Origin of the sequence: Pseudomonas panipatensis (genome assembly GCF_900099785.1) — a bacterium.
GTDB classification, from domain to species: domain Bacteria; phylum Pseudomonadota; class Gammaproteobacteria; order Pseudomonadales; family Pseudomonadaceae; genus Pseudomonas; species Pseudomonas panipatensis.
This window is the reverse complement of the sequence record NZ_FNDS01000003.1, coordinates 438,868-459,180: the sequence shown is the minus strand read 5'-3', so window position 1 is coordinate 459,180 and position 20,313 is coordinate 438,868. Positions and strand designations below refer to the sequence as shown.

19 protein-coding genes and 1 pseudogene are annotated in these 20,313 nt (G+C 63.5%); 4 read left to right on the top strand and 16 right to left on the bottom strand.

The features are described 5' to 3' along the window. Positions 1 to 13: 13 nt before the first annotated feature. On the bottom strand, positions 14 to 3,505 hold the full coding sequence (locus tag BLQ74_RS09810; RefSeq protein WP_090262367.1) for a glycosyltransferase: 3,492 nt from the start codon (positions 3,503 to 3,505) through the stop codon (positions 14 to 16). Between the two features lie 480 nt (positions 3,506 to 3,985). Between BLQ74_RS09810 and lafA the strand changes: the two genes are divergently transcribed. The 3 genes from lafA (at position 3,986) to BLQ74_RS09795 (ending at position 6,381) form a co-directional block, all read left to right on the top strand. Continuing rightward, a complete protein-coding gene (gene lafA / locus BLQ74_RS09805; protein ID WP_090262366.1) occupies positions 3,986 to 4,849 on the top strand; it encodes a lateral flagellin LafA in 864 nt (287 codons plus the stop codon). A gap of 240 nt (positions 4,850 to 5,089) precedes the next feature. Then, a complete protein-coding gene (locus BLQ74_RS09800) occupies positions 5,090 to 5,923 on the top strand; it encodes a winged helix-turn-helix domain-containing protein (RefSeq protein WP_244507166.1) in 834 nt (277 codons plus the stop codon). Then, a complete protein-coding gene (locus tag BLQ74_RS09795) occupies positions 5,920 to 6,381 on the top strand; it encodes a hypothetical protein (RefSeq protein ID WP_090262364.1) in 462 nt (153 codons plus the stop codon). The genes BLQ74_RS09800 and BLQ74_RS09795 overlap by 4 nt, the downstream gene beginning before the upstream one ends. A gap of 123 nt (positions 6,382 to 6,504) precedes the next feature. On the opposite strand, the gene BLQ74_RS09790 is transcribed toward BLQ74_RS09795, so the two are convergent. Genes BLQ74_RS09790 through BLQ74_RS09780 form a run of 3 tightly spaced genes read right to left on the bottom strand, consistent with a single transcriptional unit; the run spans position 6,505 to position 8,625 of the window. Beyond that, complete coding sequence (locus BLQ74_RS09790) at positions 6,505 to 7,008, bottom strand: aromatic ring-hydroxylating oxygenase subunit alpha (RefSeq protein ID WP_090262363.1); 504 nt, start codon at positions 7,006 to 7,008, stop codon at positions 6,505 to 6,507. Positions 7,009 to 7,020: 12 nt separating this feature from the next. Continuing rightward, entirely contained in the window at positions 7,021 to 8,286 is a 1,266-nt protein-coding gene (locus BLQ74_RS09785; protein WP_090262362.1) for an ATP-grasp domain-containing protein, read from the bottom strand. A gap of 12 nt (positions 8,287 to 8,298) precedes the next feature. Beyond that, on the bottom strand, positions 8,299 to 8,625 hold the full coding sequence (locus tag BLQ74_RS09780) for a hypothetical protein (RefSeq protein ID WP_090262361.1): 327 nt from the start codon (positions 8,623 to 8,625) through the stop codon (positions 8,299 to 8,301). Between the two features lie 963 nt (positions 8,626 to 9,588). Between BLQ74_RS09780 and BLQ74_RS09775 the strand changes: the two are divergent. After that, positions 9,589 to 10,660, top strand: a pseudogene (locus BLQ74_RS09775) (IS5 family transposase). 375 nt (positions 10,661 to 11,035) lie between these two features. Here BLQ74_RS09775 and BLQ74_RS09770 read toward each other — a convergent pair. The 12 genes from BLQ74_RS09770 to fliI all read right to left on the bottom strand — a co-directional run bounded on the left by BLQ74_RS09770 (position 11,036) and on the right by fliI (position 20,313). After that, complete coding sequence (locus BLQ74_RS09770) at positions 11,036 to 12,040, bottom strand: OmpA family protein (RefSeq protein ID WP_090262360.1); 1,005 nt, start codon at positions 12,038 to 12,040, stop codon at positions 11,036 to 11,038. Next, the gene (gene motA / locus BLQ74_RS09765) at positions 12,037 to 12,909 is read right to left on the bottom strand and encodes a flagellar motor stator protein MotA (RefSeq protein ID WP_090262359.1); all 873 of its coding nucleotides are present in this window, start codon (positions 12,907 to 12,909) and stop codon (positions 12,037 to 12,039) included. Before motA ends, BLQ74_RS09770 begins: the two co-directional genes overlap by 4 nt. 3 nt (positions 12,910 to 12,912) lie before the next feature. Beyond that, positions 12,913 to 13,647 (bottom strand): FliA/WhiG family RNA polymerase sigma factor, encoded by a 735-nt coding sequence (locus BLQ74_RS09760; RefSeq protein WP_090262358.1) that lies wholly within the window; start codon positions 13,645 to 13,647, stop codon positions 12,913 to 12,915. A 10-nt stretch (positions 13,648 to 13,657) separates the two neighbouring features. Further along, positions 13,658 to 14,161 (bottom strand): flagellar basal body-associated FliL family protein, encoded by a 504-nt coding sequence (locus BLQ74_RS09755; protein WP_090262357.1) that lies wholly within the window; start codon positions 14,159 to 14,161, stop codon positions 13,658 to 13,660. 39 nt (positions 14,162 to 14,200) lie between these two features. After that, positions 14,201 to 15,406, bottom strand: a complete 1,206-nt coding sequence (locus tag BLQ74_RS09750) for a flagellar hook-length control protein FliK (RefSeq protein ID WP_139199047.1) — start codon at positions 15,404 to 15,406, stop codon at positions 14,201 to 14,203. 5 nt (positions 15,407 to 15,411) lie between these two features. Beyond that, positions 15,412 to 15,735, bottom strand: a complete 324-nt coding sequence (locus tag BLQ74_RS09745) for a hypothetical protein (RefSeq protein WP_090262355.1) — start codon at positions 15,733 to 15,735, stop codon at positions 15,412 to 15,414. Beyond that, complete coding sequence (gene fliS, locus BLQ74_RS09740) at positions 15,719 to 16,117, bottom strand: flagellar export chaperone FliS (RefSeq protein WP_090262354.1); 399 nt, start codon at positions 16,115 to 16,117, stop codon at positions 15,719 to 15,721. Before fliS ends, BLQ74_RS09745 begins: the two co-directional genes overlap by 17 nt. Further along, entirely contained in the window at positions 16,114 to 17,418 is a 1,305-nt protein-coding gene (gene fliD / locus BLQ74_RS09735) for a flagellar filament capping protein FliD (RefSeq protein WP_090262353.1), read from the bottom strand. The genes fliS and fliD overlap by 4 nt, the downstream gene beginning before the upstream one ends. 343 nt (positions 17,419 to 17,761) lie before the next feature. Beyond that, a complete protein-coding gene (gene flgN, locus BLQ74_RS09730) occupies positions 17,762 to 18,202 on the bottom strand; it encodes a flagellar protein FlgN (protein WP_090262352.1) in 441 nt (146 codons plus the stop codon). Further along, a complete protein-coding gene (gene flgM / locus BLQ74_RS09725; protein WP_090262351.1) occupies positions 18,199 to 18,492 on the bottom strand; it encodes a flagellar biosynthesis anti-sigma factor FlgM in 294 nt (97 codons plus the stop codon). The genes flgN and flgM overlap by 4 nt, the downstream gene beginning before the upstream one ends. 70 nt (positions 18,493 to 18,562) lie before the next feature. Then, a complete protein-coding gene (locus BLQ74_RS09720) occupies positions 18,563 to 18,988 on the bottom strand; it encodes a flagellar FliJ family protein (protein WP_090262350.1) in 426 nt (141 codons plus the stop codon). Further along, on the bottom strand, positions 18,985 to 20,313 hold the full coding sequence (gene fliI / locus BLQ74_RS09715) for a flagellar protein export ATPase FliI (protein WP_090262349.1): 1,329 nt from the start codon (positions 20,311 to 20,313) through the stop codon (positions 18,985 to 18,987). Before fliI ends, BLQ74_RS09720 begins: the two co-directional genes overlap by 4 nt.

Sequence of the window (20,313 nt, the reverse complement as noted above, 5' to 3'; positions counted from 1 at the left end):
GGTCTCCGCTGGATCAGCTCGGCAGCCAGGCTTGGCGCCAGCGTTCGAGGTTGTCGCCGCTGAGCATGTAGTCGCGGCGCACCGCGGCCTGCAGCTCGTCGCCCAGGCGCGCGCTGGCGTCCAGATCGGCGAGGTGCATGCGGATCGCCTCCACCCAGTCCTTGAAGCGGTTCTTCACCAGGGTCGCCGGCAGCTCGCCGCGATAGCAGCGCACGTCACTGGCGATCACCGGGAAGCCGCAGATACCGTACTCGAGCAGGCGCAGGTTGCTCTTGCACTCGTTGAACAGGTTCTGCTCCACCGGCGCCAGGGCCAGGTCGAGATCGAGCGCAGCCAGCGCCGCCGGGTAGTTCTGGATCGGCACGCCGGGGTGGAACTCGTGGACGTAGGGGCGCAGCTTCTCCGGGCACATGCCGAAGAACACCCACTCGACCTCGCTGGCCAGCTCCTTGACCACGTCGGCGATCAGCTCCAGGTCGCCGGTGTGGCTGGAGCCGCCGGCCCAGCCCACGCGCGGCTTGGCGGAGACCCGGCGCTGGCTGCTCAGGCCCTCCCACCAGAGCGGATCGAGGCAGTTGCGCATGACCCGCACCTCTCCGTGCAGGTGGCCGAGCGCCTCGGCCAGCGGCTCGGTGGACACCACGAAGCGGTCGACGTAGGACAGCCCGCGGCGCAGGTAGCGGGTCATCTCGCTGGGCACGAAGTGCTTGCGGTGGATGCTCTTCATCGGCACGCCGGGCAGGTAGTCGTCCAGCTCGTAGACCTTGAAGGCGCGGGAGAAGGACTGGTAACGCCGCATTGCTTCCAGGCGGTCGTCGCCCAACTGCCGCTGCAACAGAATGATGTCCGGCTGGAAGCGCTCCAGGCTGGGCACATCGAGCAACGCCAGGGACATGCTGCCGTCCAGCACGGCCTGCCCGCGCAGCGCGTTGAACGGCTGGATCACCCGGTAGTGCCCGCAGCCATGCAGGTCGCCGGGGTGCGCCAGCAGGTTCGGCAGCGGCTGCCAGGCCTGCAACGGCCGCCAGACCTGCAACGGATCGCCGAGGGTGTAGCCCTCGCGGCTGTTCAGGTTGAAGCCGGGGTTGTAGGACGGATCGCGGGCCAGCAACGGCAGCCAGCGCTGGTACATCACATCCTCGTCGGCGGCGCTGGCGTCCGTTCGCGCCGGCACGTCCATCATCAATTGCGCGCGCGCCGTCCAGACATTCAGGTAACCGGCCTGCTGCAGGCGCAGGCAAAGGTCGACGGCCGCCCAGCGCGAGAGCCGCGGATCGTCGTCGAAGCCGCCGGCGTCGAGGAACAGCGTCTTGCGCAGCAGCAGGCAGTCTCCGCTCAGCGCCGCGTGGTTCTGGTCGACCAGCAGGCGGCTCATGTAGCCCGCCGAGTCGAGCGGGGCGCCATCGAAGGCGCCCCCCACCGGCCCGCCCAGGCCCAGCAACAGCCCGCCCTCGCGGACCTTGCCGTCGGCCGCCAGCAGCTTGCCGCCGACCGCGCCGACCTCGCCGCGCAAGCCATGGTTGAGCAGTTGCTGCAACCAGTCGCGCTGGAGGATGCCGGCGCCCGCGCCGAGCCACAGCAGGAAGTCGCCGCTGGCCGCCTGTGCCGCCTCGTTGCAGGCCGCCTCGCGACTCACGCCGGCGGCGAAGCGCAGCACGCGCAGCCGCGCCTGGCGCATGTCCTCGATGCCCTGCAGCCAAGCGGCGGTCGCCGCCGGCTGCTCGCCGAGGGCCAGCAGCGACACCTCATAGTGGGCGTAGGCGGTCTGCTCCAGCAGGGTCTGCAGGCAGCGCTGCAGTCGATTGAGGTCGCCCTCGACGACGATCAGCACGCTGACCATCGGCAGCTCGCTGTGCCCGTAGTCGATGTCGTAACGCCCGGCGAAGCGCGAGGTCAGGCGCCCCTGCGGGTAGCCACGGGCGCGCAAGTGCCGTTCGATCACCTGGCGTTCGGCCGGGCTGTCGAGCAGCGGCGGATGCGCGGCGAACAACAGCGGTTCGCTGATGTGCCCCAGCGCGGCCAAGCCCTCTTGCTCGACCAGACGCAATTGGAAATCCAGCTCGAAGGCCTCGCCCGCCGCCTCGTCGAAGCCGCCCGCCGCCTGCACGGCAGCGCGGCGGAACAACCAGTGCCGCGCCATGCTCGCAGGGAAGCTGAGCAGCAGGTCGAGGTTGACGTCCGGACGCAGGGCCAGGCCGAGTTCGCCCTCCTCCACCCGCAGCACCTCGTCGGCGTACACCGCCTGGCAACTGGCGGGCGCGCCGAGCAGATCGAGGGCGGCGACGAGCAGGCCGCTGACGGTGAACTCGACGCCGGCATCGGCGATCAGCAGCCAGTCGGCGCGGGAAAATGCCAGCGCCTGGTTGATCACCCGCGGCAGCGGCTCGTCGGCCAGCGCCACCAGCGCCGCCTCGCTCACCCCGAGGCTCTCCGGCGCCGCCGTCAGCACGCGCACGCTGAAGGCGCGGTAAAGATTGCGTTCGGCCAGGCTCTCCAGGCTGCGCCGCACGGCCTCGGCATCGCCCAGGCGATCGACCAGCAGAATCTCGATCGACGGCCCGCCGCCCTGCTCCGCCAGGCGCTCGTCGATCAGCCGGCGCTGGACCTCGTTCGGTTGCCGCGCCGCCAGCCAGTTGTTCAGCGACAGACCGCCGAAACCGCTCGCCTGATGGATCGCCAGCAGCACATCGACGGCCTTGAACACCCGCGCCTTCAGCCGGGTGATCGGCGCCATGCGCACCCAATTGCTCCCGCCGCCCGGACGGTGCCAGCCGAGCTTGCGCAGCGCCTGCTGGAACTGCTGGTGGCTCTGGCTCACCATCTCGCGGTTGTCGCGCGCGAGTTGCGTGGTCTGCGAGGCGCTCACCCGGTAATCGACCAGCGGCTCGGCGAGCAGCGCCAGGTTGCCTTGCCGCAGCAGTTGCACATAGAGGGTCAGGTCGCCGACCCAGGAGACCATCTGGCCGTCGAGCGACATCAATTCGTCGCCAAGTGCCAGCAGGTCGCTGCGCCGGCAGAGCACGGCGCTCGGCTCGCCGACGAAGTTGATCAGGTGGTCGGCGAAGAACGCCGCCAGGTCAGGACCATCGAGCAGCACATCCTCCGCGAACGGGAAGCGCGTCTCGCGAATGTCCGGCAGCGGCAAGCCGTCCTCGTCGATGAGGCGCCGCCGCGAACTGGCCAGCACCACCTGGCTTTCGCTGCGCATCACGCTCAGCAGGGCTTCCACGCAGCCCGGCGCCAAACGGTCGTCGTCATGCAGGAACTTGACGTATTCGCCGCTAGCCAGGGCGACGCCGGCGGCGCTGTTGAGTTGCTCGCCGAGCGCCTTGGGATTGTGCCGATAGACGATCGGGAAGTCGGCCTGGGCGCGAAACGCATCGACCACCGCGCGCACGGCGTCGCTGCGGCAATCGTCGGACACCACCAGTTCGAGCGGCCGATAGGTTTGCAGCAACACGCTGTCCAGCGCTTCGGCGAGGAAATCGGGCCGATACACCGGCATCACCACGCTGACTATCGGGCCGGCTTCTTTGCAGTGACTCAACACACACCTCTCAGGCAGGAAACGCAAACGTCATCCGCCGCCGGGGTGCACAAAGCGAGCCACTCTGAAAAAACATCCAACCAATTGATTTTAAAAGGAATGAACAAGGCGAACCGGCAGCGGGAAAGGAGCGCTGCTTCCGCTGCGGCAGGCAATTCGCCGGCAAGCGGAAGCAGCGTTTCCGCGCACGCTCCAACCCATCCAACGATGGACCCGCGACCATCGCTCGATGGACTGCATGCCTTGTTCGGATAGCGCGGAACGCCACGCCACTTTTTTCCCGGAATGGCCCGGGAAACGCGGCCAGGGCCAGGCCCGACGGGCCTGGCGGCTTTTTTTCGACAGACATTTAAGTGGCGCCAAAAGGCGGTCGCCTTATCCCTTCAGCAGCCGATCTAAGCCGGCTTCAACCGTCCACTCGAACGAAGGAATACCGCCATGGCTCTGTCGATTCACACTAACTATTCCGCCCTGGTCACCCAGACCAACCTGAGCAAGACCAACGCCAAGCTGGCCACCAACCAACAGCGCCTGGGCACCGGCTACCGCGTGAACAGCGCCGCCGACGACGCCGCCGGCCTGCAGATCGCTACCCGTCTGGACGCTCAGTCGCGCGGCATGTCTGTCGCCACCCGCAACACCCACGACGCCATCTCCCTGCTGCAGACCGCTGAAGGCTCCTTCAGCGAAATGACCGACATCGTCCAGCGCATGAAAGACCTGGCCACCCAGTCGGCCAACGGCACCAACAGCAGCAAAGACCAGACCTCCATGCAGTCCGAGTACGACGAGCTGGGCAAAGAGCTGGGCAACATCATGAACAACACCAGCTACGCTGGCGACAAACTGTTCGCCACTGGCGGCAAGTTCACCGCGGCCATCTCCTTCCAGATCGGCGCCAGCAGCGGCGAAACCCTGAGCCTGGACGCTTCGAGCAACGTCAGCGGCGTATCCACCGCCCTGAGCGGCATCTCCGCGACCTTCGGCGGCACCAGCGGCGGCACTGAAATCACCTCGGTGACCGGCGCCAACGCGATGATCGACAAACTGTCCGCCGCCCTGGACAGCATCGGCTCCCTGCGCGCCCAGTTCGGCGCCAACATCAACCGCCTGAACCACACCGCCAACAACCTGGCCAACATGAAGGACAACACCGACGTGGCCAAGGGCACCATCATGGACGCCGACTTCGCTTCCGAATCGGCCTCGATGACCAAGAACAGCATGCTGATGCAGTCCGGCATCTCCATGCTCAAGCAAGCCGGCCAGATGCCGGGCATGGTCATGTCCCTGCTGGGCTGATCCACGCCAACACGCAAGACCACGGCAAGCGCCCCGACTCGTTCGGGGCGTTTGTCGTTCCCCCGGGAAATCGCCGCCCCGGAACGACCCGCGGCACGCTCTGTCAAGCGCTATACGACTTATTTAGGACTTGTATCAACATTTTGTTGACGCCAGAATGTCGGCCTCTTCTTACAAACCTAAAAAAACTCGTTACATCACTGGTCGCTGCCCTCACCCATGCACATGAGTCAGATTTCCTTGGCAGTCGACGCCCGCCCCGAACCCATCCGCATCATCCGCACCGGCCTGGCGGATGGCTGCCTGGCGCATTTCCACCCCGAGCTTTACCAACTGGTGCTGCAGCGCGACGGCTTCGACGAGAAGGTCGAACTGGGCTTTTCCGGTAGCCGCCTGCTCGAACGCCTGCTGCGCGAACCCGGCGAAGTGGTGCCGCGCGACGAACTGCTGGCGCATGCCTGGAGCGACCGCGTGGTCGGTCAGGGCAGCCTCAACCAACAGATCTACACCCTGCGGCAGATCCTCGGCGACGAGAAGCGCCGCGAGATCATTCAGACGCTGCCGCGCCGCGGCTACATGCTCAATCCCAAGTTCGCGGTATGCGCCCGCGCGCTGGCCGCGCAGGCTGCGCAGGCCGCGCAGGCCGATCCCGCCGCGGCCAGTGACGCGCTGCCGGCAGCGGCACCGACGACATCGAGATACCGCCTGCGCGCGCTCGACCTGCTGGCGATCTGCACGCCCCTGCTGCTGCTCGCCGTGGGCCTGGCCGGCATCGCGCACTTCCTGCTGCCGCAGGCGCAGCAGGCGAGCGAGGAAAGCAGCATCGGCAACAAGCGTTTCCTCTATATCAACGGCAGCGAGCAGGGCCTGCGGCAACTGCGCGAACGCACCCAGGCACTGAGCACCCGCCTGGCCGCGCTCAGTCCGCAGCCGCTGCGCTTCGTCCTCGCCCGGCAAGCCGGCTTCTATGAACTGACCTGCACCGCCGAGGACGACAGCACGCGACTGCTGCTGGTCCATCAGGATCAACTGGATCGGCTCAGTGATGCGCAACTGCGGAGCTGCCTGCAATGAACCGACGCCGCCTGCTGGGCGCCAGCGCCCTCATCAGCCTCGGCCTGATCGCCGGCATGAGCGCCGCCTGGCTGAGCTACCGCTCCTCCAGCGAGTTCGACGGCCGCTACCACAGCAGCGGCCAGATCATCCTCAGCACCGGCCAGGCCCTGCGCCTGGAACACAGCCTGCTGATCCGCGATGGCCACTTCTACGCCATGACCCGCCAGGGCGACACCGTGCAGAAGAGCGCCGGCAGCGTCGAGTCAGGCTTCCTCGGCCACCTGCGCCTGCGCGTGGAGAAGAGCGACCTGAGCGATCTGCGCCAGGCCGGCCAACTGGACAACGAACTGCTGTTCAACCTGCTCTATGGCGGCGAAAACAACGCCATCCTCAACTTGCAGCGCCAAGGCGACTGCCTGCTCACCGCGGAAACCCGCCAGCTCTACTGCGCCGAGCATTACCCCGGCGATCACTGAGCCTGGGGCTTGCCGCCTTGCACTGAACGAACGCCGCACCACGCGCACCGACCTGCGCCTGGGCACTCGACCTCACGGGCAAGCAGGACATTCGAGGGCAACGACACCACATCCTCGGCGTGATCAACCACGGCACTCGCCGGCTGCTCGCCTTGGCGCGGGCGCCGAACAAATCCGCCTGGACGCTAGTGGTTCAATGTCTAATATTGGACTTGCAAAAACGAGTCCACGCCATGTATCAACGGATGCTGGCCTTAGATTAAGACTCTCTACATCAATATCCCCAAACCGCTGCCTTTTGGGTATATGATTTAACGTTCCATTTTCAGTGAAACTCCAAGAGTGGTAAGGGCAAACTATGCCCTTGCAGGTTCCACTACCAAGCAGCATCCTTGCCCCCCGGTGTGGGCATACATTATGAAAAGCGCGAAGTTTTCCGTCAGAAGCTTTCAATATTATTATGGGCTCGGTGCCGAGCGTCGCTGTTATGTAGCTGCCCGCTTCAGAAAGCTCGCTCACCTGACAAAAATATTGCCAAGTTTTGTTGAAAATATATTCAATCTCTTTTTTAAATATTTCTGGATCGCTGTATTCCAAGCCTGTAATCTGGTGCTTTAAAAAATCCATTTAGCCACCTCGTCACTCTAGAGTTATCAGTTCTTCTGAAGCTTCCCATTCTCGGATTTTTTCGTAATCGGTATCCAGCTGGTTTAAATCTTGATGCATAAGATAGATATGCCCCACCTTGGAAGGTAAATCGACTGTCTTCTCCACGTAATCGCCAATGCTTGGCGCTCTTACAATCATGTGGAAAGAAGGCAGTGTAGAAAGAAGTGCCTCACAATTGTTCCCCTTTACTACTCCAGCTCGCTTCATGATTAGATTAACTACCCGTGAAATTTCACTCATCTCATATGGAGCATCAATATTTCTTGAAAACCATTCCGGCTCGAGATATCGCTTGAGCGTCATTGTCATATGACTTTCGCCGATGGCTTTGATGATAGGAGCTGAGACAATTCCTCCCTGCATGCGCGCCCCGGTTTCAATTAGAATTGGGCCACGCGCAGTCAACATGATCTCTGTATGACTGGGCCCCTCTTCGATGCCCAAAGCAGTGAGAACTTTCTTGGTGTAATTAATCAGCTGAGTCTGAATTTTTCCCTCATAAGGGATCATTGTTTCATAATCGTAAATATTGCCAACGCCACGAATATTTAGTCTCTTCTCTAACCACATCTCTGTGATACGATGTTTTCCGTTAATACTGACAGCATTAACCAGGTATTGATCGCCCTTAAGAAACTCTTGAACAAGGACCGATGAATTCATGAGTCCGATGACGTTCTTTTTTCCATGTACAACACGGAAGGCTTCTAAAGCTTCTCGCTCATCAAAGCATACTCTTACATCTTCACTCCCCATTGCATTTACGGGTTTAACAACAACAGGGAATGAGTTTATCGTTTTGACATGATCTAAGGCTTCGTGTTCCGAAGAAGCCAAATGCTGGGTAGCACAATCCAATCCGTAATCGGAAATAGCTTTCGCCATTTGAAATTTGTCACGACGCTTCAGGCTTGTCTTTGGATCGTTCCCTTTAAGCCCTAAAGAGCAGGACAGCCTATCTGATAGCTCTACTCCTGGCTCACTTCCTGCAATGACAAATACTGGACCAAACCCTTTAACTTTCTCGACCAAATCTGCGTAACTTAGATCTGCTGCAATGATCAAAACATCAAACAATGAAGGCCTGAAGTTTTTAATATAGCTTTTAGAAATCTCTTCTCCGGATTGCACGTGAACCAGAAACCAACCAAGGTCTTTTAAACTTTTCGCCAATTCAGCTCCCGTGCTGTGCCCGTCTACTATGCATGCCACGCGCGGATCAGATTTGCTTACCATTATTCCTCCAGATTACACAGATTTAGTATCTTTAAAATCTGAGTAGACCACGCTGTAGTGGTTGACGGTGCAATCAATATCAACTAAGTACTTCTCGTCATCCGCGTAGTATTTCGCTTGACTGATATCATTACCAGCATACTTTTTTATGTGGTCGATAGACTCCCAGTAGGTCATGACAGTGAAGAAGGCGTAATGTTCATCCCGCCGACAAAGGAGCTGAACGCCATTATTTCCAGCCAAATTCTTGCAGTCTGCCACCCCTGTATTCATAAGATATTTTTGATACGCCTCTGCGTCGTCTTTAAGAACCTTTCCATTCCAAACGCGCACGATCATTGAGTCACCTTCAGTTCAATTACGAAAGTCTATAAATGATCACCTCTATTGCTAAATATTCAAACCGCATTGCCTTTGAGCATCTTCCAGCAACACCATTCTCAGTAAAGCTGGGACATATCAATAAACAGCAACTGCCGAAAAGTTTGCGCTTAGAGCACACTCTGATTCGGCGGAGCTAAATTTTTTCATCGGTGGCTCGGCGAGGGCGAGCGGAGTTAAGGGCATGCCGTCAAATGCGGAGTCTTCTGCAGAGTCCGCAAGTTGTTGGCCAAAGAAGCCTTAGTGACTCATTTCTTTTATGAAGGGTATATATCGAGGTGCACATAATTATTCCCTATTGTCTAATGGTGCCAAGCCACTAGCTAACTTCCATGTTTGGTTGATTTATAGAACACCAGGCCAGATCCTCAGTCAATAGATCCAAACGGCGATGTTCCCACGCAGAAGTGGCTTCAATGGATTCGCTGTAAAGTTAAGAGGTGAAGATTATTTTTTATTTAATCGCGATTAATTATCATGTGCAGGGATCGTTTTGCGGCGCGGTGGGGATGCTGTCAATTTGCGGGGTAAGACAGACTTAAACACTCATTCTGTGCTATATAACATATTTGTTATTTTAAAAGATCTTCCTAAAATTCAATAAATTCAGAAAGATAAAAACTCATCGCCGTATGCGTTGAGCACTTATTGGTGTTACCGCCTTTCACGAACTAGGTATTCCCCTCGTACCGTTGCTGCGTACTCTCATTCCTTGCGTTTGTGGGTTTGTTGCAATATGCCAGCATGAGAGGCGCTCACTGGCTGTTTATTTTTTTGCACATCTTGATCGCTGAAGTTGAGTGACGGCCTCGTTCTGAAGAGGAAATTAGATTCCTTATTGGTATAACAATTATTCTTATATGAGAAATTGGAATATTGATCCTCCAAAAACCCAGGCGCTCGGGTAAGACCTGCGTCTCCTTGACCATCCGGAAGCCTCTGCATACTCATCTGTTTGCCGACCAGGAACGTGAAGCGACACTCGACAGCCTGGGCGATCCGCTGGCATTGCTGAGCACGCATGCCGACTTTGCGGCGATGGCTACCGAAATCGACCGTTGGGTACCTCGGCCGAGCCGGGCCAAAGGCGGAGGCCGCCTTATCCCACCGAGCTGATGACGCGCCTGCTGGTGCTCCAGCACCTGTTCAACCTGTCCGATGGGCTGATGGAGTTCCAACTGCTTGATCGCATGAGTTTCGGACTCAAGCATTCGGCGCGCGTTCCGGATTGCAACACGATCTGGACTTTCCACGAGCGCCTGGTCAAGGCCAAGGTCGAGCACCTGATCTTCGACGAAGTCCAACGGCAGCTGCCGCTACACGGTATCAGCGCACGCGAGGGGCAAATCATCGACGCCAGCATCGTCCGGGTACCGACTGAGCACAGCAGTTCCGAGGAGCAGGCACTGGTCAAAGCCGGGGCGGAACCTGCCGAGTGGTCGCCGGCCAAGTGGCGGCAAAAGGATGTCCAGGCACGCTGGACGAAGAACCATGGACGTTCTACTTCGGCTACAAGCTCTCAGTCAGCGTCGATCGGCGACACAAGCTGATTCGCCGGGTAAAGGTCAGCGATGCCAACGTGGCCGATACCCTGCATCTGGTAGAGGTGCTGGACCGGGACAACAGCAACCGTGTCTTCTGGGCCGATCGGGGTTACCACGACCGGTCTCGGGAGCACTGGCTCAAGCAGATTGGCTGGCGGGCGCCTATCCAGCGCAAGGGCCAGGCTGGCAAGCCGATTGGAGCACGCGCCGAAGCGTGCAATCGGCGAATCGCCAGCCCCAGGGCGCGAGTCGAGCATATCTTCGCCAGCTTGGCCCGGATGGGCGGCAAGATGGTCAGGAGCATCGGCCGGACCCACGCCGAGTTTGGCCTGACGATCAGATCGACCGTGCACAACCTGAAACGGCTGACGAGTCTGCTGGAAATGCCCGGAACCGGGTCGATGATCGGGGTACCTTGGCCCGCCTTACCCCGTGATCGACAGATCTGACTGGCAACATATCCGGGCGTGAGGGTCTTCATCGCTCGACTTAGCTCTGGCACCGGCTTTTAGAGATGCCCTGGAGCGTCGAAGAGAAACTAATCATGGTGCGCGAGACTCTCGAACCGGGGCAAAGCGATCCTGCTGGGGGGGGCTACCCCGTTTCCACGGAGTACACCACTTGCTGGCAGAAGCTGCATTGGATTTGCCATCGCGGCCATTGTTGGCACAGCGCATTCACCAACATCCGCTCCGGTCACTGGTGCCCGACCTGCGCACGCATGGACCGGCTGTCGAGCAGTAAGTCAAAGGTTCGCCAGCGCTATGAGCCCATCCCCCACAGCTAGCCAGGCGAATCAACTGGTTGAGGGTATCCTGGCGAACTCAGTGCGAATTCCGCTCGCCACTCTTGTCCGCCGCCGGCACGCTGGCCGGCGGATTCGCCGGGGCGGCCTTGGCGTCCGCCGCCTTGCCTTGCACGAACGCCGCGCCACGCGCGCCGACCTGGGCCTGGGCCTGGCCGTCGCTGAACAGCTGGCGGTAGAGCTGCTCGGCGCTATCGGTCAGCAGCAGCAGTTCGATGCGCCGATTGGCGCCGTTCAGCGGGTCGTCCGGGTGCAGGGGCATGACGTCGGCCTGAGCGGTCACCTGCAGCACGTTGCGCGCCGGCAGACCGGCCTCCACCAGCACATTGCGCGCCCGCAGGGCGCGGTCGCCGGAGAGGTTCCAGTTGTCGTAGCCGTTGGCCCCGCGGTAAGGCGCGGCATCGGTGTGGCCACTGAGGATCAGTTTGTTGTCGACCTTGGCCAAGACCCCGCCGAGGGCCACCAACAGACTGCGGAAATGCGGGTCGAGGTTGGCGCTGCCGCGCTCGAACATGAAGCGTTTCTGGTCGTCCTTGATCAGGATGCGCAGGCCCTGGGGCACCACCTTGACTTCGATGTTGGCCAGCGCGTCGACGCTGCTGGAGACCGCGCGGATCAGCGCCGCCAGCTCCTCCAGGTCGACATTCGAGTTGTAATGGCGCGGCTCGCTGGCCTCGCCCGGCTGCTTGCCGTCGGCGCTGGCGGTCGCCGATTCGGGATGCCGCGGCGCCTCCGGCGGACGCACCGGCATCGGCAGGCCGTCCAACTCGATCGGCGTCCGGCTGGAGCCATCGAACACCCCGGCGCCGCCGTCCACCAGCGGGTTGCTCTGCAACTCGCCGGCCGAGGGGTTCTGCAACGAACTGCGCGGCTGGACGATCCACAGCACCATGAACAACGCCATCATCGCCAGGGTGAAGTCAGCGAAAGCCACCTTCCAGGCGGAGCTGTGCTCCTCGGCGTGGCCCTTCTTGCCACGCCGCTTGACGATGATCTCGTGGTTCTGCTCGCCGCGCTTCCTCATGCCGCTTCCCTTTCATCCTCGTACTGGTTGACCCAGCTTTCGAGCTGGCGGAAGGCCGGCTTGACGTCCTGTTCGATCAACTTGCGCCCGGCGTCCACCGCCAGCAGCGTGGGCTTGCCGGCGACATGCGCGACCAGGGTGGTGCGCACGCACTCCAGCGCCGAGAGTTCGGTCTTGACGCGCTGCGCCATGGCGTTGGACAGCGGATCCATCAGGCAGTAGCAGAAGAAGATGCCGAGGAAGGTGCCGACCAGCGCGGCGGCGACGTGCGAGCCGACCTCACCGATGGTGCCGCCGATGCTGCCCATGGTGATGATGATGCCCATGATCGCGGCGAGGATGCCGAAGCCGGGCATGGCCTCGCCGACCTTGTTCAGCGATTTCGACGGCTGCAGCAGGGCGTGCTCCATGGCGTCCAGCTCCTGTTCGAGGAAGCCTTCCAGCTCGTGCGCGCTGATCTTGCCCATGGCCATCAGGCGGAAGTTGTCGGCGATGAACGCCATCAGGTTCTTTTCCTGGAGGATCAGCGGATAGCGGCCGAACAGCTCGCTCTGCTCCGGCTCCTCGATGTGCTCGTCGAGCACCTTGAGGCCGCCGACCTCGACCATCTCCAGCAGTTGGTAGAGGAGCATCAGCAACTGCCGCTGGAACTCCTCGCCACGGCGCTTGTAGACGAACACACCCTTGATCTGCGAGAGCATCTCCAGCAGCACTTCCTTGGGGTTGGCGACGACCAGGCTGCCCAGCGCGGCACCGAGGATGATGAGTACCTCGGACGGCTGCCAGAGCACGCTCATGTCGCCGTGCGCCATGGCATAGCCGCCCAGTACGCAGGCCACGATGATCAGCGCGCCTATCACTTTCTGCATGGTTCAGCTTCTCTCAGTCAGGTAACGACAGGCCTTGTTCAGCGCCTGCTTGCTCAATTGACAGACCCGGGCATCGCTCACGTCGAGCACCAGGGCGATTTCCTTCAGGCTCAGTTCGTGCTGGTAGTACAGGGTCAGCACCAGCCGCTCGCGTTCATTGAGCAGTGCCAGGGCCTGGGCCAGCATGCGCTCGCGCAGCACCCGCGCCTCGATCGCGGACTCGCCATCGACCAGGTGCTCCAGGCCCTCGCCGAGCAGTGCGTCGAGGCTTTCGATGGCCTCGGACGATTCGGCCTGCAGGTAGTCCTGATAGGCGCGCTCGTCGAGGCCGGTATGCGTGAGGATTTCCTTGTCGCTGGGCACGCGGCCGAGGCGCCGGGCCAGGTCACGGATGCCGTCGCGCACCTTGTGTGCCTGCAGGCGCACCTGGCGCGGCCGCCAGTCCTGGCGGCGCAGTTCGTCGAGGATGGCGCCACGGATACGCAGCACGGCGAAGCCGGCGAACTGTTCGTCGGGGGTGCCGTAGCGGCGCAGGCTCTCCAGCAAACCCATCAGGCCGATCTGCTCCATGTCCTCGCGGTCGAGCACCTGGTTGGCCTGCAGCGACAGCTGGCTGACCACCCGGCGCACCAGCGGCAGGTAACGCAGCAGCCATTTCTGCTCGGTGGCCGGCGCCAGCTCGGCCTGCCCGGAGGGATGGGCGGCGGCGGCGTAGTCGAGGGCGCAATGGGCGTTCATGGCCTGGGCTCTATTGCACGATCAGCTTGCTGACCAGCACATGCTCGAAGGGGGCGACCACCTTGCGCGCGGCGAAGTCGGCCAGCAACACTTGCTCCAGCTCGGCCTGCAGCGCCGGGATCGACTTGCCGCGCAACTGCTCGTAGGTCAGCGCCGACAGGTGCGCGACCGCCGAGTTGCGCACCATGGGGTCGATCTGCTGCAGCTTCTTCTGCTGGGTGCCGAGGCTGGCCTGCAACACCAGGTCGATGACGAAGTAATGCTCGCGGTTATCCGCGCCGGCCAGGCTGACGATGACCTTGGTCACCGGGAAGAACTCGAACTCGGCCGGCTCCGTTTCCTCCGCCTTGGCCTTGTCCTTATCCTTGTTCGCCGCATCGCCGCCCTCGGCGGCCTTGGCCTGGGCCTGCGCGGCCAGCAGCGGACGCGCCAGGAAGTAAGTGCCGGCGACACCGCCGCCGGCGATGAGCAGATTCAGCACAGTGAACAACAACATGATGCGCGGCATCGTCATGACGGATTCCCGATCCACAATTTCCATTGATTACCCGACCTAGACGGTGACCAGTACATCGCGCGGACGCTCGTCGGCGCCCGGCTCTTCACTCGGCTCGGCGGCGGCGCCCAGCGGCGCCTCCTCGAACCAGGGCGCCGGGCGCCCCTGCTGGGACTGCTGCTGGGCCTGTTGCTGCCCGCCGCGGCCGTCCGAAACCTGGACGTCGACCTGTTGCTGCGCCGGACCGCTGAGATCCTGGCGCAGGCGTTCGACGCCCTGCTGCAACAGCCGCGCGACGTCGCCCTGGGCCGCGTGGATCTGCACCGTCAGGCGCGCCGAATCCTGGCTCAGGTAAATCTCCAGGCGCCCCAGCTCCGGCGGGTCGAGGCGGATACTGGCGCTCTGCTGACTGTGCTTGAGTTGCAGTTCGACGCTGTCGCGCAGGGCGTTGAGCAATTGCTCGCCCCAGCGCTCGCTCGGCGCCTGCAGCGTCAACTGACGCTCGACGCCATGGGTGGCGACCGGCGTGGTCTGGCTGGCGCCGGCCGGCGGCGCCGGCTGGGTGCTCGCGCCGATCTGGCTGGCGAGCTGTTCGAGATGGCTGCGCAGCGCATCGTCGCTGCTCTCGACCGCCTTGGCCGGCAGCGTTTCAGGCAGCGCGCGCGGCGCCTTGGCGGTCGGCAGGCCGAGCAGCGGCTGACCCTGGGCCGGCTGCGCTTGGGCTTGCCCCAGGCCCTGGGCCAGTGGCGGCAGGACGCTGCCGGCAGGCAGGTTGCGCAGCGGCAAGGCGGCCGACGCGGCCCCGGCACTGGCAGCGGCACCGCTATCGCTGCTCGGCGTGGCGTTACCGTCACGCGCCTGCAAGGTCACTTCGCGCTGGCCGAGCATGCTCAGCAGCCATTGTTCGGCGGCGGGCGCGGCGCTCAGGCTGGGATCGGTCGGGGCATTCGTCGCGCTATCCGTCGCACTGTCCGACTGGCCAGCCGCCGGCTTATCCGGCGGCGCCGCGCCGGCGGCGTCGAGCGGTGCCGACGGGTCAGCCTCGGCGCGCTGCGCCAACTGCGCAGCGAAGGCATCCGGCAGGGTGTCCTGACTGTCGCCAGCGCTCTCGCGGGCAGGCGCGCGCCCACCCATCGGACGCGGATCGAGCGGCTTGGCGCTGGCCGTCGAAGGCGCATCGGCGGCAGCGGCCGGGGCTGGGGCCGGCGCGAGCGCTGCGCTGGCGGGCGCCTTAGCGGCCGCCAGCGGGGAGATTGTCTGCAACACCCTTACCTCCCGGCCAGAATCCGATCGATATGCATATAGGCGGAGCGCCCTTCGGCGTACTCCAGATGACTCATCAGCAACTGCCGCAGGCGCTCGCACTCCCGCGCGCAGGCCTGCCGCGCCTGCTCATGCAACTGCTGCAACTGCTGCCGCGCCGCCTGGGCCTCGGCGTCCAGCGCCGGGCCGGCGGCCAGGCGTTCGAGCAGCGCCCGCACGGCCTGGTCGATTTCGCCGAGCTGCGCCCATTCGCCACGCTCCAGCGTCGCCGCCAGGCGTGCGCCCAGGGCGCGCAGCGCGCTCGCGGCGTTATCAGGCACGGGCGGCATTCACACCGGCCCAGCCTTCACGCAGCACGCCGAGCAGCCGCTGCACCTCGTCCAGCGTCTCCAGCGACAGGCTCACGCTGACATCCGAAAGGCGATAGATGCAGTAGTCGTAGAGCCGCGCCAGGTCCTGTACCACCTGCCCGCCGGCCTCGTAATCGAGGGCGCTGGAGAGGCCATTGAGGATGTTCATGCACTTTTCCAGCGAACGCCCTTTCTGCTGGTAGCGCTTGGCCTCGATGTGGCCACGGGCGCGGGCCAGTTCGTCGAGCAGGCCGTCGAACAGCACCAGCACCAGCTCATAGGGCGATGCGGCGGCGGCGCGTGCTTCGAGGTCCACCGAACGGTAGCTGTCGTAACCTTCGTTCATGGCGTAGGGGTTCATGCGAACATGCTGCTGGTCTGGTCCATGGAATTCATGACTTGCATGAGGTTGGTGTACTGCTTGAGGTAGCGGTTGTACGAGCTGTCGTAGCGGGTCTGCAGGTTGTCCAGCTCATCGCTGACGCTGCTCAGCTTGTCGTTCAGGCTGTTCACCCGCGAGGTCAGCAGGCCGGTTGACGCGGTGTAGACCTTGAGCGTGCTGTCCAGACTGTCGATCAGGTTGCCCTTGCCGGTGAACAGTTGCTCGAAGCCGTCGGGGTTCTTCGCCAGGGCATTGTCGAACTGGGTGCTGTCGAGGGTCAGCTTGCCGCTGGTGTCGGCGCTGACGCCGTAGCCGATCAGGTTGACGCCACCGAAGCTCTGGCGAATCAGGCCATTCACCGCCGACTTGATCGCCTGCACGCTGGAATCGCCGGCCAGCGGTCCGCGGGTGCTGGCGCTGGTGCCGCTGGTAGTGAGGCTGCCGATGGTGCCCATCAGGGTGTTGTAGGCGTCGAGGAAGCTTTGCAGTTTCTTGGTGGTGGCGCTCTTGTCCTGGCCGATGTCCAGGGTCAGCGGCGCGTCGCCGGCGCTGTTGGCCTTGGTGAAGGTCAGGCTGACACCGTCGATCACGCCGTCGTAGGTGTTGCTGGCGTTGCGCAGCTGCATGCCGCCCTGCCCGCCCAGGTAGACGATGGCGTCCTGCGCGGTGGAAAGCTGCTTGCGCCCGTCGATGGCGGTCTGTACCGCGGCATTGCTGCTGGACAGGCTGATGGCCTTGGCGGCGCCGGTGTCGTTGCTGGTCAGTACCAGGTTCACCGCGCCATTGCTGCGCACCAGGGTGGCGGTCACGCCGCTGTTGTCGCTGGCGCCGTTGATCGCCGTAGCCAGGCCGCTGAGGCTGCTGATGCCGCTCATGTCGATGCTGAAGCTGCTGCTGCCCTGGCCGATGGTCAGGCTGCCGCTGCCCATGTTGCTGTCGCTCAGGCCTTGCAGCGCCACCTGGTCCTTGGCCGCCAGTTGCTGGACGAAGAACTGATAGCTGCCGCTCACCGCGGTCGGGCCGACGCTCGCGGTGGCATAGCCATCGGTGCTGAAGGTGGCGCTGTTGACCAGCATATTGCTGGCGCTGCTGGTGCTGCCCTTGAGCGCGTCCACCGCCGAGGTGAAGGTGGTCAACGCGGTTTTCAGCTGGGTGACCGCCGACAACTGGGTGTTGTAGCTGGTCTGGTTGCGCGTGGCCCGCGTCTGCGCCGACTGGATGTCGTACTTGGCCAGTTGGGTCGCCATCTGCTGGACGTAATCGGAAGTAATGGTGGTCATGTTCGATACCCCTTTGCGAGCCTATCAGCAAGTTCGGTGCCAACGCCTGGAACCCGCGATTCACGGGACTTCCAGACGTCCGCAAGGTGAAGAGCCACTTCCGCCCGAGGGCAGCGGAAGCCCTGGGGGAAGCGCCGTTTCCGCCTGTGCGAAGCGGGACGTGGTTCCCCTTACAGGCGACCTTGAGGCGGCATGACTTAAGGCGAAAATCGCCACGGCGGCGAACGCCTGCGCGGCGCGCTGGCAAGACAAAGGACGTAGGCCGCAAGCGGCGGCGAAGGCCGCCCGGCGATCGGCGGGCAGAACAGCACGGCGCAGCGGGCGCCCCGAGGAAAAGCCTTGCTCAATACTCCGGCGTGTACACGCCGTGCCCCGCCTGTTCCGCGAGGAGCTGATCGAGAATCTCGCTCTGCATCGCCAGCAGGCGGCCGTTGCGCTCGTTGAGCTGGCGGCATTCCTCGACCTGGCCGGCGAGCGCCTGCCAGTCGCGTTGCAAGGCCTCGCGGCTGGCGCCGGGGAAACCTTGCAGCAGGCGCTGCATGCCACCGCGATCATTCTCCAGGGCGAAGGCCTGGAGCACCTTGCCGCGCCGTTCGGCGCGCTGGCGCAGGCCATCGACCAGCTCGACGATGCGCTGGTTGCTGCGCGCGATGGCGTCGCTGTCGCGCGCCATCAATTGCTCATGCAGATCGAGCAGGCTGCCGCGCAGATAGACGTAGTCCACCCGGTCCAGGCGGATGTCGCTCTCGACCAGTTGCAGCAGCCGCGCGCGGCGTTCACTCATGCGCCGCCGCCGTGGAAGGCCAGCATGCTGCGCGAGAGCGCCTCGACGTCGAGGGAAATCTCGCCGCGGGCGAGCGCCTGGCGCACCGCTTCGACCTTGTCCAGGTCGACGTCCGGCAGCGCGCCGAGGGCGTCCTGCAACTGCTCGACGGGCAGCGCGGCGGCGCCGGCCGCTGGCTGCTGCTGCGCCACGGCGGCGGGCTGGGCCTGTTCAGCGCGACTGGCGCGCGCGGTGGCGGCGCTGTCGCCGGAGGCGCTGATGACGGGCTTGAGTTGCCGGGTAATTTCCATGTCGAATCCAGAAAAAGGGGGGCTTATCGATCGACAGGCGACCGTTTCGCGAAAGAACTTAAATCCTGCCTCAGATGCCCTGTCCACGCCACCAGGTCTGCGCCGCCAGACCGTCCTGGAGTTTCTGTTCCTGGCTGGCCAGTTGCGCCTGCCATTGCTGCATGCGCGTCTCGATCACCTGTTCCAGCACCTTCTCGCCGCGCATCGCCTGCAACAGTTCGCCCTGGATGCGCGCCAGGGTCTGTTCGGCGACTTCCAGCTCGCGCTTCTGCAGCGCCAGCATCTTGAACAGGGTGACCTTGTACTGTTGCTGGTTGCCCCGTTGCAGTGAGGTGCTGACCGGCACCACGAAGCCGCACAGGCGGGTCAGGCCGGTGATGTTGTTGCGGTAGCGCTGGCACAGGCCGCGCTGGTAGTTGACCCGGCCGAGCATCTCGCGCACGCGGTTCTGCCGCACGCCGGCCAGGCGCCGGAGGGTATCCAGTTGTTCTTTCATCCGCGCAGCACACCTTGCAGGGCTTCCAGGCTGCCGGCCAGATCGGCGGCCTCGCCCACCTCCTGGCGCAGGAAGCGTTCCAGGGCCGGCGCCAGGCTGACCGCGCGGTCGGTGCGCGGGTCGAGGCCGGGGGTGTAGCCGCCGAGGGGGATCAGTTCGCGGATTTTCTCGTAGCTGCCATGCAGTTCCTTGAACTGCCGCGCCGCGCGGATCTGCGCCGGATCGCCGACCTGCGCCATGCAGCGGCTGACCGAGGCGCCGATGTCGATCGCCGGGTAATGGCCGACATCGGCCAGGCGCCGCGACAGCACGATATGCCCGTCGAGGATGGCGCGGGCGCTGTCGGCGATCGGGTCCTGCTGGTCGTCGCCCTCGGCCAGCACCGTGTACAGGGCGCTCAGGCTGCCGCTGCCGGCCACGCCGTTGCCGGCGCTTTCCACCAGCTCCGGGAGCATGCCGAACACCGATGGCGGATAACCCTTGGTCGCCGGCGGCTCGCCCAGGGCCAGGGCGATCTCGCGCTGGGCCATGGCGTAGCGGGTCAGCGAATCGACCAGCAGCAGGACATCGTGGCCGGCGTCGCGGAAGTAGGCGGCGATGGCGTGGCAGAGTTCGGTGGCCTTGAGGCGCATCAGCGGCGATTCGTTGGCCGGCGCCACCACCACCACGGCCTTGCGCAGGCCCTCCTCGCCCAGCGAGTGCTGGATGAATTCCTGCACTTCGCGGCCGCGCTCGCCGATCAGCCCGACCACCACCACATCGGCCTTGGTCTGCCGGGTGATCATGCCGAGCAGCACGCTCTTGCCGACCCCGCTGCCGGCGAACAGACCGACACGCTGGCCCTTGCCCAGGGTCAGCAGCGCGTTGATCGCGCGCACGCCGACGTCCAGCGGCTCGGTGACCGGCCGCCGCTTCAGTGGATTGACCGTCGGCAGGCGCTCGGCCAGGGGCTCGCTGCCCGCCAGACGGCCGCGCTCGTCGAGCGGCTCGCCAAGGCCGTTGACCACCCGCCCCAGCCAGGATTCGTCGATGCGCAGGGCGGCCTGTTCCTCGGCCGGGAAGACCCGCGAGCCGGCAGCCAGGCCGACCGGCTTCTTGAACGGCATGAGGTAGGTGGTGTCGCGGTTGAAGCCGACCACCTGGGCGTCCAGCAGGCTGCCGTCGGCCTGTTCGACCAGGCAGCGCTGGCCGGTGCTGCGGCGACAGCCGAGGCTTTCCAGGAGCATCCCGGACACCCGCACCAGGCGCCCGCTAACCTTGGCCAGTTGCACCGAGTCCAGCGAGCGCAGCGCCTCGTCGAGGCGGAAGCCGTCGCCCAGGGCCAT

Excerpts from the sequence above, each read along its gene's own strand:
- BLQ74_RS09810 (WP_090262367.1), bottom strand. The coding sequence starts at position 3,505 with ATGCCGGTGTATCGGCCCGATTTCCTCGCCGAAGCGCTGGACAGCGTG.
- lafA (WP_090262366.1), top strand. The coding sequence starts at position 3,986 with ATGGCTCTGTCGATTCACACTAACTATTCCGCCCTGGTCACCCAGACC.
- BLQ74_RS09795 (WP_090262364.1), top strand. The coding sequence starts at position 5,920 with ATGAACCGACGCCGCCTGCTGGGCGCCAGCGCCCTCATCAGCCTCGGC.
- BLQ74_RS09790 (WP_090262363.1), bottom strand. The coding sequence starts at position 7,008 with ATGGATTTTTTAAAGCACCAGATTACAGGCTTGGAATACAGCGATCCA.
- BLQ74_RS09785 (WP_090262362.1), bottom strand. The coding sequence starts at position 8,286 with ATGGTAAGCAAATCTGATCCGCGCGTGGCATGCATAGTAGACGGGCAC.
- BLQ74_RS09780 (WP_090262361.1), bottom strand. The coding sequence starts at position 8,625 with ATGATCGTGCGCGTTTGGAATGGAAAGGTTCTTAAAGACGACGCAGAG.
- BLQ74_RS09770 (WP_090262360.1), bottom strand. The coding sequence starts at position 12,040 with ATGAGGAAGCGCGGCGAGCAGAACCACGAGATCATCGTCAAGCGGCGT.
- motA (WP_090262359.1), bottom strand. The coding sequence starts at position 12,909 with ATGCAGAAAGTGATAGGCGCGCTGATCATCGTGGCCTGCGTACTGGGC.
- BLQ74_RS09760 (WP_090262358.1), bottom strand. The coding sequence starts at position 13,647 with ATGAACGCCCATTGCGCCCTCGACTACGCCGCCGCCGCCCATCCCTCC.
- BLQ74_RS09755 (WP_090262357.1), bottom strand. The coding sequence starts at position 14,161 with ATGACGATGCCGCGCATCATGTTGTTGTTCACTGTGCTGAATCTGCTC.
- BLQ74_RS09745 (WP_090262355.1), bottom strand. The coding sequence starts at position 15,735 with ATGCCGCCCGTGCCTGATAACGCCGCGAGCGCGCTGCGCGCCCTGGGC.
- fliS (WP_090262354.1), bottom strand. The coding sequence starts at position 16,117 with ATGAACCCCTACGCCATGAACGAAGGTTACGACAGCTACCGTTCGGTG.
- fliD (WP_090262353.1), bottom strand. The coding sequence starts at position 17,418 with ATGACCACCATTACTTCCGATTACGTCCAGCAGATGGCGACCCAACTG.
- flgN (WP_090262352.1), bottom strand. The coding sequence starts at position 18,202 with ATGAGTGAACGCCGCGCGCGGCTGCTGCAACTGGTCGAGAGCGACATC.
- flgM (WP_090262351.1), bottom strand. The coding sequence starts at position 18,492 with ATGGAAATTACCCGGCAACTCAAGCCCGTCATCAGCGCCTCCGGCGAC.
- BLQ74_RS09720 (WP_090262350.1), bottom strand. The coding sequence starts at position 18,988 with ATGAAAGAACAACTGGATACCCTCCGGCGCCTGGCCGGCGTGCGGCAG.
- fliI (WP_090262349.1), bottom strand. The coding sequence starts at position 20,313 with ATGGCCCTGGGCGACGGCTTCCGCCTCGACGAGGCGCTGCGCTCGCTG.